This is a genomic window from Marinoscillum furvescens DSM 4134, assembly GCF_003386095.1.
Classification (GTDB): domain Bacteria; phylum Bacteroidota; class Bacteroidia; order Cytophagales; family Cyclobacteriaceae; genus Marinoscillum; species Marinoscillum furvescens.
In genome coordinates this window covers 68,365-83,650 of record NZ_QREG01000008.1, presented here as the reverse complement: position 1 = coordinate 83,650, position 15,286 = coordinate 68,365, and the positions used below count along the sequence as shown (strand labels likewise).

At 45.2% G+C, this 15,286-nt stretch carries 18 protein-coding genes; 6 read left to right on the top strand and 12 right to left on the bottom strand.

The genetic code is table 11. The features are described from left to right. Window positions 1-25: 25 nt before the first annotated feature. On the top strand, window positions 26-328 hold the full coding sequence (locus tag C7460_RS10175) for an FtsB family cell division protein (protein WP_115867998.1): 303 nt from the start codon (window positions 26-28) through the stop codon (window positions 326-328). Further along, window positions 325-885 (top strand): hypothetical protein, encoded by a 561-nt coding sequence (locus C7460_RS10170; protein WP_115867997.1) that lies wholly within the window; start codon window positions 325-327, stop codon window positions 883-885. The genes C7460_RS10175 and C7460_RS10170 overlap by 4 nt, the downstream gene beginning before the upstream one ends. Here the strand turns inward: C7460_RS10170 and C7460_RS10165 are convergent. From C7460_RS10165 to C7460_RS10155, 3 genes are all read right to left on the bottom strand, one after another. Beyond that, window positions 882-2,600, bottom strand: a complete 1,719-nt coding sequence (locus tag C7460_RS10165) for a helix-turn-helix domain-containing protein (protein WP_115867996.1) — start codon at window positions 2,598-2,600, stop codon at window positions 882-884. The genes C7460_RS10170 and C7460_RS10165 overlap by 4 nt on opposite strands. A gap of 5 nt (window positions 2,601-2,605) precedes the next feature. Further along, window positions 2,606-3,682, bottom strand: a complete 1,077-nt coding sequence (locus tag C7460_RS10160; protein WP_115868116.1) for an Ldh family oxidoreductase — start codon at window positions 3,680-3,682, stop codon at window positions 2,606-2,608. Window positions 3,683-3,784: 102 nt separating this feature from the next. Beyond that, complete coding sequence (locus tag C7460_RS10155; protein WP_115867995.1) at window positions 3,785-4,726, bottom strand: Ppx/GppA phosphatase family protein; 942 nt, start codon at window positions 4,724-4,726, stop codon at window positions 3,785-3,787. Window positions 4,727-4,896: 170 nt separating this feature from the next. On the opposite strand from C7460_RS10155, the gene C7460_RS10150 reads away from it, so the two are divergent. Genes C7460_RS10150 through C7460_RS10135 form a run of 4 tightly spaced genes read left to right on the top strand, consistent with a single transcriptional unit; the run spans window position 4,897 to window position 9,043 of the window. Then, complete coding sequence (locus tag C7460_RS10150; RefSeq protein WP_115867994.1) at window positions 4,897-6,483, top strand: acyl-CoA carboxylase subunit beta; 1,587 nt, start codon at window positions 4,897-4,899, stop codon at window positions 6,481-6,483. Between the two features lie 14 nt (window positions 6,484-6,497). Beyond that, on the top strand, window positions 6,498-7,199 hold the full coding sequence (locus C7460_RS10145; RefSeq protein ID WP_115867993.1) for an SDR family oxidoreductase: 702 nt from the start codon (window positions 6,498-6,500) through the stop codon (window positions 7,197-7,199). Between the two features lie 24 nt (window positions 7,200-7,223). Next, the gene (locus tag C7460_RS10140; RefSeq protein WP_115867992.1) at window positions 7,224-8,294 is read left to right on the top strand and encodes a M42 family metallopeptidase; all 1,071 of its coding nucleotides are present in this window, start codon (window positions 7,224-7,226) and stop codon (window positions 8,292-8,294) included. After that, window positions 8,294-9,043: an ABC transporter substrate-binding protein gene (locus C7460_RS10135; RefSeq protein ID WP_245986296.1), complete on the top strand. Its 750-nt coding sequence runs from the start codon at window positions 8,294-8,296 to the stop codon at window positions 9,041-9,043. The genes C7460_RS10140 and C7460_RS10135 overlap by 1 nt, the downstream gene beginning before the upstream one ends. Window positions 9,044-9,246: 203 nt before the next feature. On the opposite strand, the gene C7460_RS10130 is transcribed toward C7460_RS10135, so the two are convergent. The 9 genes from C7460_RS10130 to C7460_RS10090 form a co-directional block, all read right to left on the bottom strand. Continuing rightward, entirely contained in the window at window positions 9,247-10,074 is an 828-nt protein-coding gene (locus C7460_RS10130; RefSeq protein ID WP_115867991.1) for a hypothetical protein, read from the bottom strand. Further along, entirely contained in the window at window positions 10,071-10,964 is an 894-nt protein-coding gene (locus C7460_RS10125; protein WP_115867990.1) for an ABC transporter ATP-binding protein, read from the bottom strand. Before C7460_RS10125 ends, C7460_RS10130 begins: the two co-directional genes overlap by 4 nt. 9 nt (window positions 10,965-10,973) lie before the next feature. Then, window positions 10,974-11,465, bottom strand: coding sequence for a hypothetical protein (locus C7460_RS10120; RefSeq protein ID WP_147302909.1), 492 nt, complete (start codon window positions 11,463-11,465; stop codon window positions 10,974-10,976). After that, window positions 11,458-11,973: a DUF4252 domain-containing protein gene (locus C7460_RS10115; RefSeq protein ID WP_115867988.1), complete on the bottom strand. Its 516-nt coding sequence runs from the start codon at window positions 11,971-11,973 to the stop codon at window positions 11,458-11,460. The genes C7460_RS10120 and C7460_RS10115 overlap by 8 nt, the downstream gene beginning before the upstream one ends. Window positions 11,974-11,986: 13 nt before the next feature. Next, complete coding sequence (locus C7460_RS10110) at window positions 11,987-12,418, bottom strand: hypothetical protein (protein WP_115867987.1); 432 nt, start codon at window positions 12,416-12,418, stop codon at window positions 11,987-11,989. After that, a complete protein-coding gene (locus C7460_RS10105; protein ID WP_115867986.1) occupies window positions 12,402-12,914 on the bottom strand; it encodes an RNA polymerase sigma factor in 513 nt (170 codons plus the stop codon). Before C7460_RS10105 ends, C7460_RS10110 begins: the two co-directional genes overlap by 17 nt. Before the next feature lie 150 nt (window positions 12,915-13,064). Further along, window positions 13,065-14,042, bottom strand: coding sequence for a hypothetical protein (locus C7460_RS10100; RefSeq protein WP_115867985.1), 978 nt, complete (start codon window positions 14,040-14,042; stop codon window positions 13,065-13,067). 100 nt (window positions 14,043-14,142) lie between these two features. Next, on the bottom strand, window positions 14,143-14,724 hold the full coding sequence (locus tag C7460_RS10095) for a hypothetical protein (RefSeq protein ID WP_115867984.1): 582 nt from the start codon (window positions 14,722-14,724) through the stop codon (window positions 14,143-14,145). 145 nt (window positions 14,725-14,869) lie between these two features. Then, the gene (locus C7460_RS10090) at window positions 14,870-15,274 is read right to left on the bottom strand and encodes a response regulator (protein WP_115867983.1); all 405 of its coding nucleotides are present in this window, start codon (window positions 15,272-15,274) and stop codon (window positions 14,870-14,872) included. Between the last annotated feature and the right edge of the window lie 12 nt (window positions 15,275-15,286).

Below are 15,286 nucleotides of genomic sequence, written 5' to 3'. Positions count from 1 at the left end.
GTATTGGTTATCTTTAGATTCAGATATGAAGAACTTCATCCAAAAAGTCCCCCCAATTTTTAAGAATTTCTATTTCTTATGTGGTTTGTTTTTCCTGATATGGATGCTATTTTTTGACTCCAATGACCTCATTACGCAGATGAAGCTCAGTAGTAAACAAGCGGAGCTGGAAAATGCAAAGGAGTTTTATGAGGATAAGATTGTAGAGGTGAAAAATGACCGGGAAGCGCTTCTCAATAATGAAGAACTACTCGAGAAGCTTGCACGGGAGAAATACCTAATGAAAAAAGAATCTGAAGACATCTATATTATTGTAGAAGAGGAATGAAAGTGAAACTTGTTGCTGCATTCGTGCTGTGTCTGGTGTGTTTTTTAGATGCAAGCGCGCAGTATAGACAATCTAAGAGACGTCCTTCAGCTAGCAATGGAGGCTTAAGCGACCGTATTTATTTTGGTGGAGGCGGAGGCTTTAGTGGAGGCACTCAGTTTTTGAATGTGTCCGTTTCACCATTGGTGGGGTATAAGTTTACAGAGAAGTTTTCTGGTGGAGTGCAACTCGTATATCAATACGTGAAATTCGGAGACGTGTCAGCCAATAACTACGGTGGAGGGCCATTCGTGCGTTATAATTTTGCGCAAAAGCTGTTTGGCTATACCCAGTACGAGTACCTCAACTATGGGATGACCACTGGAGCTATGAGTAATAGTAACGAGCGCTTAGATTTTACGAGCTGGTTTGTAGGGCTGGGGTATACGGAGCCTATCAGTGATCGGGTTGCTTTTAATATCACGGCACTGTACAACTTACTCTATCGTGATGGGTCTAATTCTCCTTACCGGAGTCCTCTGCAGTTTAGAGTGGGGATAGTGGCTGGATTGTTTTAGCTCACAAACAATCTGGCAAGTCGGATTTCCTCGTAATCCAGGGAGCCGTTGGTAGCTTTATAAATAGCGCCCAGTTTCACTCGACCGTCTTTATCGAGGTACTCTTCATTGTGTTGCTTTTTGATGGCTTCTATAGCTTTTTCTACTTTGGAAATGGTCTTCTGATCTGGTCGGTGAGCCGAAAGATCAAGATCCGGGTCGTCTAGAAGCAACTGCTCTAAATGCCCAATGATGGTTCCCATAGACAAGTCTCTATCAAAAGCGACCTCATCCAGTCCTTTTCCAGCCTTGAGCAGTGCAAGGGTCTTCTTGTAAGTACTTACTTTCTTTTCTTTTTTATAATACTTTTTCTCACGCTGCTGATTACTGGCTATGACATCAGGATCGTTGGTGCCTCCACAGCGTGTGATGAAGTCTTTGAACCGGATGTCTAGCTCGCCTTCACTAAATACATTGATCCAGTCTTCACTTTCCTCTGAAAGCTCTTGAAAGCGCTTGTCGGCTTTTACGGCCAGTGTGTCCAAACGCAAAGAGGAAGGATTGATACCTAGGAGTGAGAGTCCGTCCCAGCTTTTTAGCCTGGAAAGTGCTACATACCCTTGCCCGGCCTCAAACGTTTTAGATAAGTCCATTTCGGCATGATCGAGCGTCATTCCCTGGCTTTTGTGTACCGTGATGGCCCAGGCGAGTCTGAGGGGGACTTGCTTTAAAGAAGCCAGTATGGTTTCTTTTTCATCGGTTACAGTCCATTCTTCTGGCCTAGCTACTATGGTTCGATCATTTTCTAGTTTCACCAGTGGGTAGCCTTCTTCAGTGTCATAGCCTACTACAGTGCCTATGGTTCCGTTGAAATAACCTTTTTCAGGGTTGTTTTTGACAAACATCACTCGCGCGTCTTGCTTGAGCTCTACGATAGGAGCTGCCAATACGGAAGACTTTAAGCCCTCTACCAGTTTGGATTGCCCTTTGGTTTCTGCATAAAATGTCTTTAGCCGGTTGGGGTTTTCTTTCAGTTTTTGAGCGTTCATGGCATCTACATCCGCATTGTGCGTGTAGAGCTTCAAGGCTTGCTCATTCGAGTTGTCTTCTTCCAGTTTTTCGCGAATGCGATCCAGAGAGTCATCGGTTACATCCTGAGAGCGAATCTCAGATAAGATAATGGAAAGCGCATCTCTGCCCTGACGATATTGGGTGGTGAGGTAGCAGATTTTTAGTCGGGCTTCTACCCATACTGGTGCCATAAAGGCAAACTTCTCTCTGTTGGAAAGAGGCTCTCGTGAAACCGGAGGTAACTGAAAAAAGTCACCGGTTATGACCACCTGTACACCTCCAAATGCCTCCTGACTTTTACGGAAATGCTTTAGGATGGTGCTGATCCCCATGAGCACTTTGCCCGAGAGCATAGAGATTTCGTCTATGATCAGCACTTTTACGCTAGTGAGGCGCGAAACTGTCTGCTTGTTTAGAGCAATCTTTTCCAGGTCTTTTGGGCCTATCGAGTCACGTATGCCTATCCCTGACCAGGAGTGAATGGTTTGCCCGCCGATATGGGTGGCAGCTATGCCTGTGGAGGCTGTGACTGCCAATGGTACCTCTCGTGTACGCAGGTATTCGATGTATTGGTTTAGAAGATAGGTTTTTCCGGTACCCGCAGACCCGGTGAGGTATACATTTTCTCCTGACTTGAGTATGGCAAGTGCGGTCTGCTGATCCATGATTCTTACGTAGGGAAGTTAACTTCAAATCTACTGCCAAGTTCTTTAAGATCCTCAACAACGGGATCTAAAAGTGGTACGCCTTCTGTTCTGTATTTTTGTTCCAGTTTACGTTCTGGATCTCCGGGGATTAGTACGTCATGTCCCTTAATAACGGGTTCTGCATTTCGAAAGCGGCTGATCCAGTTGTCCATGTGGGACTTAAACTCACCACCAGGTCTGAAGGCATCTATGCGCATGGCTCCGAAGAAATGGCCGATACCTTTACCTACGGGGTCTGCTGCGGGTTCCATAAAAGCCACAAACGGAGGCACCCATGGGCCATAGTTGGCTCCAGAAAGAACTGCCGAAAAGATATCCACCACCGAAGATAGTCCATAGCCCTTGTGGGATCCGTGCTCCCGGTCACCACCGAGGGGTAGGAGTGCTCCACCATTTTTCACACCTAGAGGATCTACCGTAGGGTTGCCATCAGCATCCTGTACCCAGCCTGACGGAGCTTCTGCCTTTTTTCGCTGCAGTACTTCCAGCTTACCATTGGCGGCAGTGGTGGTGGCCATGTCTAATACAAAAGGCGGTTCTTTGTCCGCTGGAATGGCTACTGCTATAGGATTGGTGCCAAGGAGGCGCTCTTTGCTAAATGTAGGTGCCACCAGCGGGCTGGCGTTGGTCATAGAGATACCGATGCAGTCATCCTTTAGTGCAAGCATGGAGTGGTAGCCTGCTATCCCAAAATGGTTGGAGTTGCGCACTGAAACCCAACCGGTGCCCACTTGCTTTGCTTTGTCTATGGCCAGGCGCATGGCTTCAGGTCCTACTACCAGTCCCAGTCCGGCATCTCCATCGAGTACGGCTGTGCTGGGAGTCTCATGAATCACTTTGGTTTCTGGTTTTGTGTTTACTCTTCCTTTGTCCATCAGTCTGATGTATCCTTTGAGCCGAGCCACCCCGTGAGAATCTACCCCCCGGAGGTCTGCGCTGAGTAGTACTTCAGCGGCGAGTCTGGCTTCCTTTTCAGGGCAGCCTGCAGCGATAAGTACTGATTTGGTAAACTGGAAAAGTTGTTCGTGGGCTATTACCATGCTATATCCTTTAATCTCGCGATGCACTGAGTTGTGGGTGGCCAGGCTTTTAGTCCATTGGCCCGTTTTCAATGCGGATGCAATTATAGCAATTAGCGATGGTTAATGGGTAGACTCCTTCTTGAAGTTTTGGAGTGTGTTGAGCAAAACGCCTTCTTTTAGAGCGTATGCTGAAACACGTATGTCTTTGATGGCTAGTTTGTTGATGATAAAATTGACCAGAGTGCATGCCACTACAATCATGTCTACACGTAGCGGGATCATGCCTGGTATTTTTAGCCTTTCATCGCGGCTTTTTACTAGCAATTCTGCATAGATCTCTTTAAAGGCTTCTACGGTGAGTGGATATTCCGTGGCATCAGGTGCTTTTTCTTCCTCTCGCTGCATGCGGAAGATATCGCTGAGGGTATCAAATGTGCCGGAAGATCCAATGAGTACAGCCGGCTGAAATTTTTGGTGGGCCTCAAAAAGTTCTGTGAGTTTTTCTGATAAGTAGCTTTCCAAAGCACTTACTTCCTCAGGTAAGATTGGGTCATGCTTTTGAAACATTTCTACCATGCGCTGGCCGCCAATTTCGAAGCTCTGTTTCCAAAAGATTTTGTCCTGGGTGCCAATAATAAACTCTATGCTGCCACCACCTATGTCCATGATCAGGCTGGTTTTATTGCCTATATCCAATGCTTTTTTTACGCCAAAGTAAATGTACTCTGCTTCCTGAAGGCCAGAGATGACTCTGGTTTCAATGCCTGTTTCTTCTTTGATTCGGCTGACGAGTTCGGAGCCATTTTTTGCATTTCTGATGGCACTGGTGGCTGTGGCAAATGTGTGCGCAACATCTTCGGCTTCTATGACTTCTTTGAAACGATGGAGGGCCTTCAGTGCTCGTATGCTGGCTTCAGGGGTGATCATTCCCTGGTTGATGCCTTTTTCTCCAATTTTCACAGCTGTTTTTTCACGATAGACTACCTGAAAATCACTTTTTTTCACCTCAACAATTAGCAGGTGAAACGTGTTGGTACCCATATCAATAACGGCAATTTTCATAGTCGCTCAAATTTCCCCGCGCAAGATAGCACAATCTCCAAATAGAATATGCTGAATCTTAAGTCTAACAAATTCTTAATGAGAAAGATGCCTTGTCAAAGGCTTACAAACAGAGAGCATCATTTATTAACTTACCCCTCTTTTTAACAACAGACCTAAAAAACCCTACAATGAGTACAGAAAAGCCAAAAACAGCATCTTTTGTAAAAACCACTCATGAGAAAATAGAGGAGCTGGAACGCCTCAATGAAGAGGCGATGTTGGGCGGAGGCCAAAAACGAATCGATAAACAGCACGACAAGGGGAAATTAACTGCTCGTGAGCGTATAGATCTCCTGCTGGATGAAGGTTCATTTCAGGAAATTGGCAAGTTTGTCGTACATCGAGGAAAGGACTTTGGTATTGATAAGCAAAAGATTCTGGGCGATGGAGTTGTGACCGGATATGGCACTGTGGCAGGAAGATTGGTTTACGTTTTTAGTCAGGATTTTACGGTATTTGGCGGTTCCCTGTCGGAGACCTATGCTGAGAAAATTGTGAAAATCATGGATATGGCCATGAAAAACGGGGCACCAGTGATCGGGTTAAACGACTCTGGAGGTGCACGGATCCAAGAGGGAGTCAACTCATTAGGAGGATATGCGGATATATTTTATCGAAATACCAGAGCTTCGGGAGTGATTCCTCAGATATCTGCGATCATGGGACCATGTGCAGGTGGGGCTGTTTATTCGCCTGCTATCACGGATTTTATATTTATGGTAGAGCGTACCAGCTACATGTTTGTCACTGGCCCCAATGTGGTGAAAACGGTAACACAGGAAGACGTTACTTCCGAGGAGCTGGGAGGAGCGAGCGCACATGGAGCGAAAAGTGGTGTTACGCATTTTACATCAACGAATGAGGCCACCTGTATACAAGATATCAAGCGTCTGCTGAGCTATGTGCCCTCCAACTGTGAGGAAGAGCCTCCAGCTCTACCTTATGAGGTAAATGGCGATGAAGTGCGGATGGAGCTGGATGAGATATTGCCAGACAACCCCAACCAGCCCTATGACATCAAGGAAGTCATCAACGGCATTGGAGATAAAGACTCGTTTTTCGAGGTGCATGAAAACTATGCCGACAATCTTGTAGTAGGCTTTTTGCGAATAGCAGGTAAGAGTGTGGGCGTAGTAGCCAACCAGCCTATGAGTCTGGCCGGAGTATTGGACAATGATTGTAGTAAGAAGGGTGCGCGATTTGTGCGTTTTTGTGATGCATTCAATATCCCACTCCTTGTGTTGGTAGATGTGCCAGGATTTTTGCCGGGTACTGACCAGGAGTGGAACGGGATTATTTCCAATGGAGCCAAGCTATTGTATGCGTTCAGTGAAGCCACAGTGCCAAGGATTTCGGTGATTACCCGTAAGGCTTATGGTGGTGCCTATGATGTGATGAACTCTAAGCATATAGGGGCAGATATGAATTTTGCCTGGCCGACAGCAGAAATCGCTGTAATGGGTGCGCAAGGTGCCGCAGAGATTATTTTCCGTAAGGAAATCACAGAGGCAGATGATCCGAATCAAAAGCTTCAAGAAAAAATAGATGAGTACACCGAAAAGTTTGCCAATCCGTATAAAGCTGCTGAGCGTGGGTTTATAGATGAAGTAATCTTGCCACACAATACGCGTGCAAAGCTCATCAGAGCTTTTGCGATGCTCGAAAACAAAGTGGATAACATGCCACGAAAGAAACACGGAAATATTCCTTTGTAAAACAGAAAGATCAGATGCAAAAGAAAGTAGCTGTAGTAACTGCCGCAAGTAAAGGGATGGGACTGGCAATTGTAAGGAAGCTGCATGCTGAAGGGTATCAGTTGGCCATTATGGCACGAGGTGCTGAAGTTTTAGGTCTGGGGAAAGAGCTAGGTGCAGTGGCACTTCAAGGCTCTGTTGCAGAAGCTTCGGACTTGAGGAACCTGGTAGATACGGCAGTGCGGACCTATGGTAAAGTGGATGTGGTAGTCAATAATACCGGTCACTCGGCTAAAGGCGAGCTTTTAGGGCTTTCCGATCAGGATTGGCACGAAGGGGTGGATTTGCTTTTGATGAATGTCATCCGAATGAGCAGAATGGTTACCCCCATATTTGAGCAAAATTCTGGAGGTTCTATTATCAATATTTCCACTTTCGGAGCTAAAGAGCCTTCACTGTCTTTTCCGATCAGCTCAGTGTTGCGAACTTCTCTCACTAGCTTTACCAAACTCTATGTGAAGCAGTTTGCAGCACAGCAGATTCGAATGAACAATGTTTTACCAGGGTTTGTAGATTCTTATCCGGTAACCGAACAGGTTCTATCTGACATACCTGCCGGACGAGCTGCTACCACGCAGGAGGTGGCAGAGTTGGTGGCGTTTTTATCATCTGATAAATCTTCCTACATCAATGGTCAGGATATACTGGTTGATGGTGGGCTGACAAAAGGAATTTAAAATTCGATAAATCAAAGAATAAGTATGGATACGAAAAGCAGGGATTTTTTATTTAAGTATTTGAATAATGCATCTCCTACGGGGTTTGAGGCTAGTGGACAAGAGATCTGGCTGGATTATATCAAGCCTTACGTGGATGATTACTTTACAGATACCTATGGATCTGCAGCAGCGGTGATCAATCCTGACGCTCCTTACAAAGTGGTGATTGAGGCTCATGCTGATGAGATCAGCTGGTTTGTCAACTACATCAATGAAAAAGGCTATATCTACGTAGTGCGAAATGGTGGTTCTGATCACCAGATAGCCCCATCCAAACGCGTAAATATTCACACCAAAAAGGGTGTGGTGAAAGGGATATTTGGCTGGCCGGCCATTCACGTACGTGATAAATCCAAAGAAGAAACACCCTCTCTCAAAAACATTTTTATAGATGTAGGAGCCAGTTCTAAAGAGGAAGTGGAGGAGATGGGAATCCATGTGGGTAGCGTCATCACCTTTGATGATGAGCTGATGGAGCTCAATGATAAATATCTGGTAGGGCGTGCGCTGGATAACCGCATAGGTGGCTACATGATTGCTGAGGTAGCCCGCCGCATCAAAGAAAACAATGTTCAGCTGCCCTTTGGGCTGTATGTGGTGAATGCTGTGCAGGAGGAAATTGGGCTGCGTGGAGCTGAGATGATTGCTCATAGGATTAAGCCTAATCTGGCCATTGTCACAGATGTGACGCATGACACCAATGCACCGATGTATGATAAAATCGCTAGCGGTGATATTGCCTGCGGTGATGGACCGGCAGTATGTTATGGACCGGCCGTGCAAAACAATGTGCTGGACATGATTTTGGATGTAGCAGAGGCCAAAGGGATTCCTTTTCAGCGCAGAGCAGCTTCCCGGTCTACGGGTACAGATACCGATGCCTTTGCTTATAGCAACGAAGGGGTGGCTTCAGCATTGATTTCTATTCCGCTAAAATACATGCATACCACGGTGGAAACATGCGCTAAGGAAGATCTCGAAAACACCATCAAACTGATCTACGAAACAGTAGTGCAGGTAAAAGATGGGCAGGATTTTCGCTATATCAAATAGTGGCACTACAAACACATACCGATCAGATGGGGCGGGAGGTTACCTTTAACTTTCCGCCTCGTCGGGTGGTGTCTTTGGTGCCTTCTCTTACTGAAATGCTTTGCGATCTAGGGGTGGAGCTGGTGGGACGCACACGATTTTGCATACATCCTACAGAGCAGGTAAAGAAGCTTCCATCCGTTGGTGGGACTAAGGATTTTAAAGTGGACCGCATTGTAGACCTTCGGCCTGATCTCGTGATTGGTAATAAAGAGGAAAATTACCGCGAAGGAATTGAGGCACTGGAGCAGCATGTGCCCGTATGGATGACCGACATAAATACCATTTCGGACTCTTTGCAGGTTTGGACGGACTTTGGAGAAATCACCAACACGACTCAGGAAGCGAAAAAAATACGCTCTAGTGTAGAGCAGAAATTAGCATCCCTGAAAAGCACTAAGACGGGAGAGGTACTATACCTCATCTGGTATAAGCCATGGATGGCCGCAGGCAGTCAAACCTATATTGACGAGTTTTTGTCTCATCTGGGGTATAGCAATGTGATAACTGATAGTCGCTATCCAGAACTGACGCTGGAGCAAATGAGGGATCTGTCACCAGAAAAAATCTTGCTAAGCTCTGAGCCTTTTCCGTTTAAAGCGAAACACCAACGGGAGCTGGAGCTACTCTTTCCAGAAAGTAAAGTGGAACTGGTGGATGGTGAAGCTTATAGTTGGTATGGCAGTAGGTTGCTAAAAGTAGGGATATGAAAAAGGGAGCCGAGGCTCCCTAAATTTTTTACAACTTGGCTATCAGCTCCATGTGTTCGCCGCTGGCCACATAGGCCGTAGCCACCAACACCACAATCAAAATAGCCAGATTTCTAATAAACCGCTTAGATTTCGAACTCATAATATAAACTAGGTTGGTTGAGTAGGCTGAATTTACAAAAACTTCTTAGAAAATTAAAAAGCTATTTCAGGTCTCTGCGTGTGAGTAGGAAAATAATGCCACTCAGATAGCTTAAAAGCCATGCGGTAGTGATAATAAGCTGTTTGACGGGGACAAAATCGGTGATTTCGTGAAACAGGTAGCGACCAAAGGGTAGCTGAATGAGGCCATTTAGAGCACTTACGGGAAAATAGTCAGGTAGTACAACCCATGCAGTGTCTCGCAGGTCAGGGTGGTTTCTCAAAATGGCAGCTGCTATAGGTTCGAACCATATAGTATAGAGCGCAAGGGCCATGATGAGAAAGCCGGGTTTTTTGATGAGTAGTGCAAGCAAAAAAGCCAGACAGCAGTAGACCAAGGCATCGAATGCATATGCAACAAGAAATGTCGCCCCCTCAATCATTAGCTGGTGTGACGCAGGATGGGCGTACAGCTTGCCATTGATCAATACAGCAAGGCCAATGAAGGCTGTGCTCAGAACCGATAAGCTCACGATCAATGCTATTTTACTGGTGAGGTATTGCGTTTTGCTGATTCCGTCTATTACATTTTGACGTAAAGTCTGCGTGGTAATATCATTGGTCACCGATATGATCACGATGAAGGCCGGAAAAACTCGAAGTAAACTGGCCAGCGAGGTGACGTTTTGCCAGATGTCTGGGAAGTCATAGATCGGAAGCAGAGTAGGGTCCAGGCCATGAAAGTCTTCGCCTTCATACTTGAGCCATTCCAGGAAAAACGTGCCACCAAAGCACAGAATAGTCAGGGCGAGGAGGTACATCCCAAACAGTATCCAGATGAGGGGATGGTATTTTACTTTTAGCCATTCGAGTTTTAGTGATTTGATCATTGGTTGGCTTTTAGGATAGTGAGAAACTCTTGCTCCAGGGTGCGATTGACAGGTTGCAGTTTGCTGAGCGTGATGCCTTGTTCGAAGCAAAACCGGTTGATGTCAGCAGTGGTGGTGCCCGGCTGTAGGTCAGCTATAAGTTCTGGTCCATCTGTTGCGAGATTGCTAAGACCTGGATGTTGTTGCAAGGTGGTCTTGAGAAGGCTTAGGTCTTGCGAAGTGATTCGGATCTGACGCGTGGTGCCAGTGATGTCATTTACCAGCCCTTCGTGAACTTTGTTTCCATTTTTTAAAATACAAAAATGCGTACAGACCTTTTGGACCTCATCCAGTAAGTGGCTTGCAAGGATAATGGTCTTTCCCTGCTGTGCAATTTCCTGAATGAGGGTTCGGATTTCAGCAATCCCTTCAGGGTCCAGTCCGTTGGTGGGTTCATCCAAAATCAATACCGGTGGATCTGCCAGTAGAGCTGCTCCTATAGATAGACGCTGCTTCATGCCGAGGCTATAGGTTTTGAATTTGTCCTTTCTGCGTTCAAAAAGTCCCACTTGCTTCAGCACCTCGGAAATTTTGGCTGCAGAGCATTCTTTGATGTGAGCGCTTATGCGAAGGTTTTGCTCGGCAGTCATGTAGGGGTAAAAGCAAGGGGTCTCCAGAATTGCACCGATCTGTTGCCTGGCTTTGATTGGCGACATCCCTCCAAACCAGCGATAATCACCGCTCGATGGCGCCACCACGTCCAGTATCATGCCCAGGGTGGTAGTTTTTCCACTACCGTTTGGCCCCAGAATACCGTATACCTGCCCTTGTTGTATTTGTAGGTTTAGCTCGTTTACGGCTAGTAACTTGCCGTACTGTTTGGTGAGGCCATTCAGCTCGAGTATGTTCATAGGTTTCGATTAGTTGGGGCTTAGTATGTTGGCGATTTCTCCGTCTTGAAATGCTTCCATGATGTCCGGGAGTTTCATCCAGTCAATATTACCGTTGATGTAAAAAGCAAAAGTTTCGTCGGTAGCTGACCAGTAGCCTACCAACGTAGATGTCCTGGTTTCACTGAGGCCAAAAAGTGCTGCACGCGCTTTGCCTCCATCGATGGTCAGGTACTCCTCGAAACCCAGCGATTGATATTGATCAGGAATTTTTAAATGCTTTTTTTTAGCTATTGCCGTGCTATCTAGCCGAAAGATCAGAAGCTTGTTGATGTCAGAGGCCATAGAGTCGATCTCATCATTGTTGGCAATATTGACCATTCGCAATGTGCTCGGGTAGAAGGCATAAGTTCGTACCTGATCACTCTGGAGTAGCTCTTTAATCGGTGACTCATAAGCTGCTGAGGGTTTGCACGCCCCCAGCAGTATGACCAATAGTCCTGTGTATAATAACTTACTCACTGATTTTGCTCAGTTTGTCAAGGCCCTCTACTTTCATTGCCTGGCCGATTTTAGAAATGTTTTTCAGGTCTATCTCACCGTATAGGCTTAGCAGGATGAAATGCTTTTTCCCACCTACCAGCATCAGTAGCTCTTCGATTTTGCCGCTTTTCTCTTTGATGGAAAATCGCATGTTTTCTTCTGCATCCAATACGGACATGAGCTCTTCGTACCCTGCTTTGGAAATGTCTGTTATGGCTTTGTTGTACATTTCGGCTGCATTTCCGATGCTGTCGGCCACTATGATTTTTAGGCCTTTCAGTTTGCTTACAGCTTTTAGGAATTCCTCCTCAGCTGCACTGCCTGCTTCCAGTTCGGTGAAGAGGGAGAACATTTTGCTGCTCACCGATACTTTGGTGTAGGTATCATCTCCTGCAAGTTTTTCAAAATATGAGTTGACGAGCTGCCCTTGAGCTGTGGCCGATCCGGCGACTAGTACTATGACTAGTAGTGTGAATAATTTCTTCATGATATTAAAGTTTTTAGTCCTCCTGTTTTAGTTGCAGGTAGGTCTGAGCTTTGTTAATGTTTGACAATTCTGTGGTGTACGATTTTCCTTCATTGAGACCAGAGGAGACCATCAGCAATGCCTTTTGTGTGATCTCAAAGGCTTCTTTAGGGTCATCCACTGTGAAATCATGCTGTTTTCTTGCGTCCTGGACCACTAAGGCGGTTGTCAGTAGGCCGGCTGTTACAGCTGCAGCCACATACCAGCGTGTCTTTTGTGATGTTTTGCCAGGATGCTGAAAAGAAGTCTTTGGAGGTGTTTGCATTTTTTGCAGGCCTCTGAAGTAGGAGCTCTCTGGTGATAATGAGGGGTTCTCTTGAAAATAGGCTTTTAATTCCTGCTCCTCACTCACAGTAGATTCACCTTTCCAGTATTTCTCCTGTAGTTCTTTAATTCGCGACTCCATAAGCTTCGATTTTTTCTAGTTCAGCTTTGATTTTCGTTCTAGCCCGATGAAGGTTTACTTTGACCTCTGACAGAGAAAGGCCCATTACTTCGGCAATGTCTTGATAGGACAGCTCTTCCACTTCGCGTAAATGATAGATTTCATGCTGCTTAGGGGAGAGCAAAGCTAAGATCCGAGTGAGCCAAAGCTGTTGATCAGCCATCAGCGTCTGCAAATCAGAGCTTTCGTTGCCTGGGGTATTGTGTTCTTTGTCAGAGATCAGTTGGAACCGATTGGCCTTAGACCAATCGTAGCATTGGTTTCGGGTGATGCGCATCGCCCATGCCTCTGGGTTTTTGATTTCATGCAGCTTGGCACGAGAAGACCAGATCTTCACCAAACACTCCTGAACAGCATCCTGTGCCTGTGCTCCATCTTTGAGGAGGGAGTAGGCATATCGGTACATTTTATCTGTAACCGGAAGGATGTACGTTTCAAAGCGTTTGGATGGTGACATTTCAGTAGGGAGACGCCCGGGGTGAGCGAAAGTTACAAGCCTACTTGAAATTTAGTCAAATTTTCTTGCGAAGTGCTGAAAGGAAAAAGTAAGGCTATCGCAACAAAAGGCTAATTGGCGGATGCTGCGATAGCCAAAGAATGATGGAGACTATCCTCCTATAAACAATGAGTCGTATTGGAACTGAACATCTTCAAGTCGAAGGTTAAGGCCAGCAGATCCTCCGCTTCCTTCAGAAGGTACTGTCACATAAATCTGCTTGATGAAGTTTCGTTTAAAAAGTATGCTATTGTCATAAATGGGGTTGGTGACTGTATCTCCATTCACCACTTTCTCGTGAAAGATCGTCGTGTACACATATTCTTCATAGTTATCAGGTGCGTTTTGTAGGTTCCATAAATTTCTAAACTGAAGTATTTTTAGATCCGAAAAAGTATTACTAGTGGTGAGTTCGATGGAGGGAGCCGATTGTAGGTTCACTACCAACTTGCCTTCATTTAAGCTATCCGCATAGATTTGTACGCCGAAGTTGGCCCGATAGAGGTCTACATCCAAAGTAGTACTTTCAGCTCCAATGAATTGGTCGTATTGAGAAAGATATCGATCTATTTCTGGTCTTTGATGCCACGCCACACTTGAGCTGTCACTCTTAGTAAAAGTGGAGGTATAGCTGTCGTATATGGAGATACTACTGTTATTCTGGTAGTCAAAGGAATTTGTCAGCTCACGGTAAAACGGTGAACTAAAATAAATGCTGCCGTCATAATTGGAGCTAGAATACAGCCCAAATCCGGTGCCTTTTTGAAAAGCCGTAGCGGATACTTCGTAGGTATTGCCACTGATCACTGATATTTCAAACCCCGTGGTATCATCGAATACGCCGTGAGCATAAGGTTGTGTGCCTGTATTAGTAACTGTATTTACCTGTATACCATAAACGGTATATTCTGTAGCACTGGCTACTCTGCCATCAGAAAAAGGAATGTCTCTGGTCTTCAGCTCGTCAGAAAGGTTAAGTTTCATTGTGACCAACTCTCCTTCCGGAGCATCTGGTACGTCTTGCTGGCAAGACATCATGAGTAATGCAATCACTGCAAGCAGTGAAAGAGGTTTTAATAGTGTTTTCATTACGAGTAACTTTAGGTGATAAAAAATTTCTTGAATCTAAGAAAATATTCGGTACCTGACACCGTCCACTATTAAATTAATAATTTGCTAACCTTGCCGGTTAGTACAAATTTACTAGTTGATCTACCTGATCTATACCATCCTGAGTGATTTGCACCCTTACTTCGTAGCCTTCAAACTGGGAGATGTCTATTTTTTTAGAAGGCATTTTAGGGTTTGGCTCCCAATAAAACATTTTTAGTAATTGCTCATCTGTGGTGTATACGAAGATATTCATGGGCTTCATGTTATATTCAGCCACATTGATGTAAAGCGAGGGGTAGTCATTTTGGAGCGTGATGCTCTCTTCCTTGATTTGTTTTTCGCTTTTTAATTCTATTTTTTCTCGGAAGGTATAGTCTGGAATGGACACTTCAAAGGTGTACTCGCCTAGCTTAAGGTCCGCCAGGCTGAATCGTTTGGAAAACCCGCGTCCAGTCATAGATTGCTCTAAAAGTACGGTGCCTCTGTCGTCTTTTAGTTTGATGTCTACCGTTTGTTCTATGGTGTCGGCAAAAAATACAGAGTAAACTTTCCCTATATCATCTTTATAGAGTCGAATGATCGCACTGCGTTCTTTTTCTGACTGAGCAGATAGCTGTAGGCTAGCGCAGAGCACTGCCAAGCAAAGAATAATTTTCATAACTAGTTTAGGCTGGATGGACCAACAATATAACATGATGCTACTCAAATCCAACACACTACAGGTAGCGAGTCGGTTGAATCATGAGACGAATTGGGATAATGTCGGTGTAAGGATTGTAGCAGAAGGAGAGCTGCTAATCTGCTTAGCTAAAATTCTCAGCTACGATTTCTTCTATCATCTCGATCGTTAGCGGTTTAGACCGAAAATTTGAAACTCCATACTCTTTAGCTTTTTGCTTATCTAGAGGGCTCATAGAGCTGGTAAGCATGACCACTACTACTTCCGCTTGATTAGTAGGGCTGAGCTTATTATATTCATCCAAAAATTCCCAACCATTCATTCCGGGCATATTGATGTCCAGTAAAATCAAGTCAGGACTAGGGTGGTCATCTTTGGATGACTGATTCAAATAGTCGAGCGCCTCAAGTCCATTCGAGGCTGTTATGACGCTTTCAGTAACACCCGCCCGGTCTATGATGATTTTATTAGCGAAATTTGTTGCATGGTCGTCATCGACGAGCATGATGAGATTAAGTTTTTTTGGCATATTATTAATTGC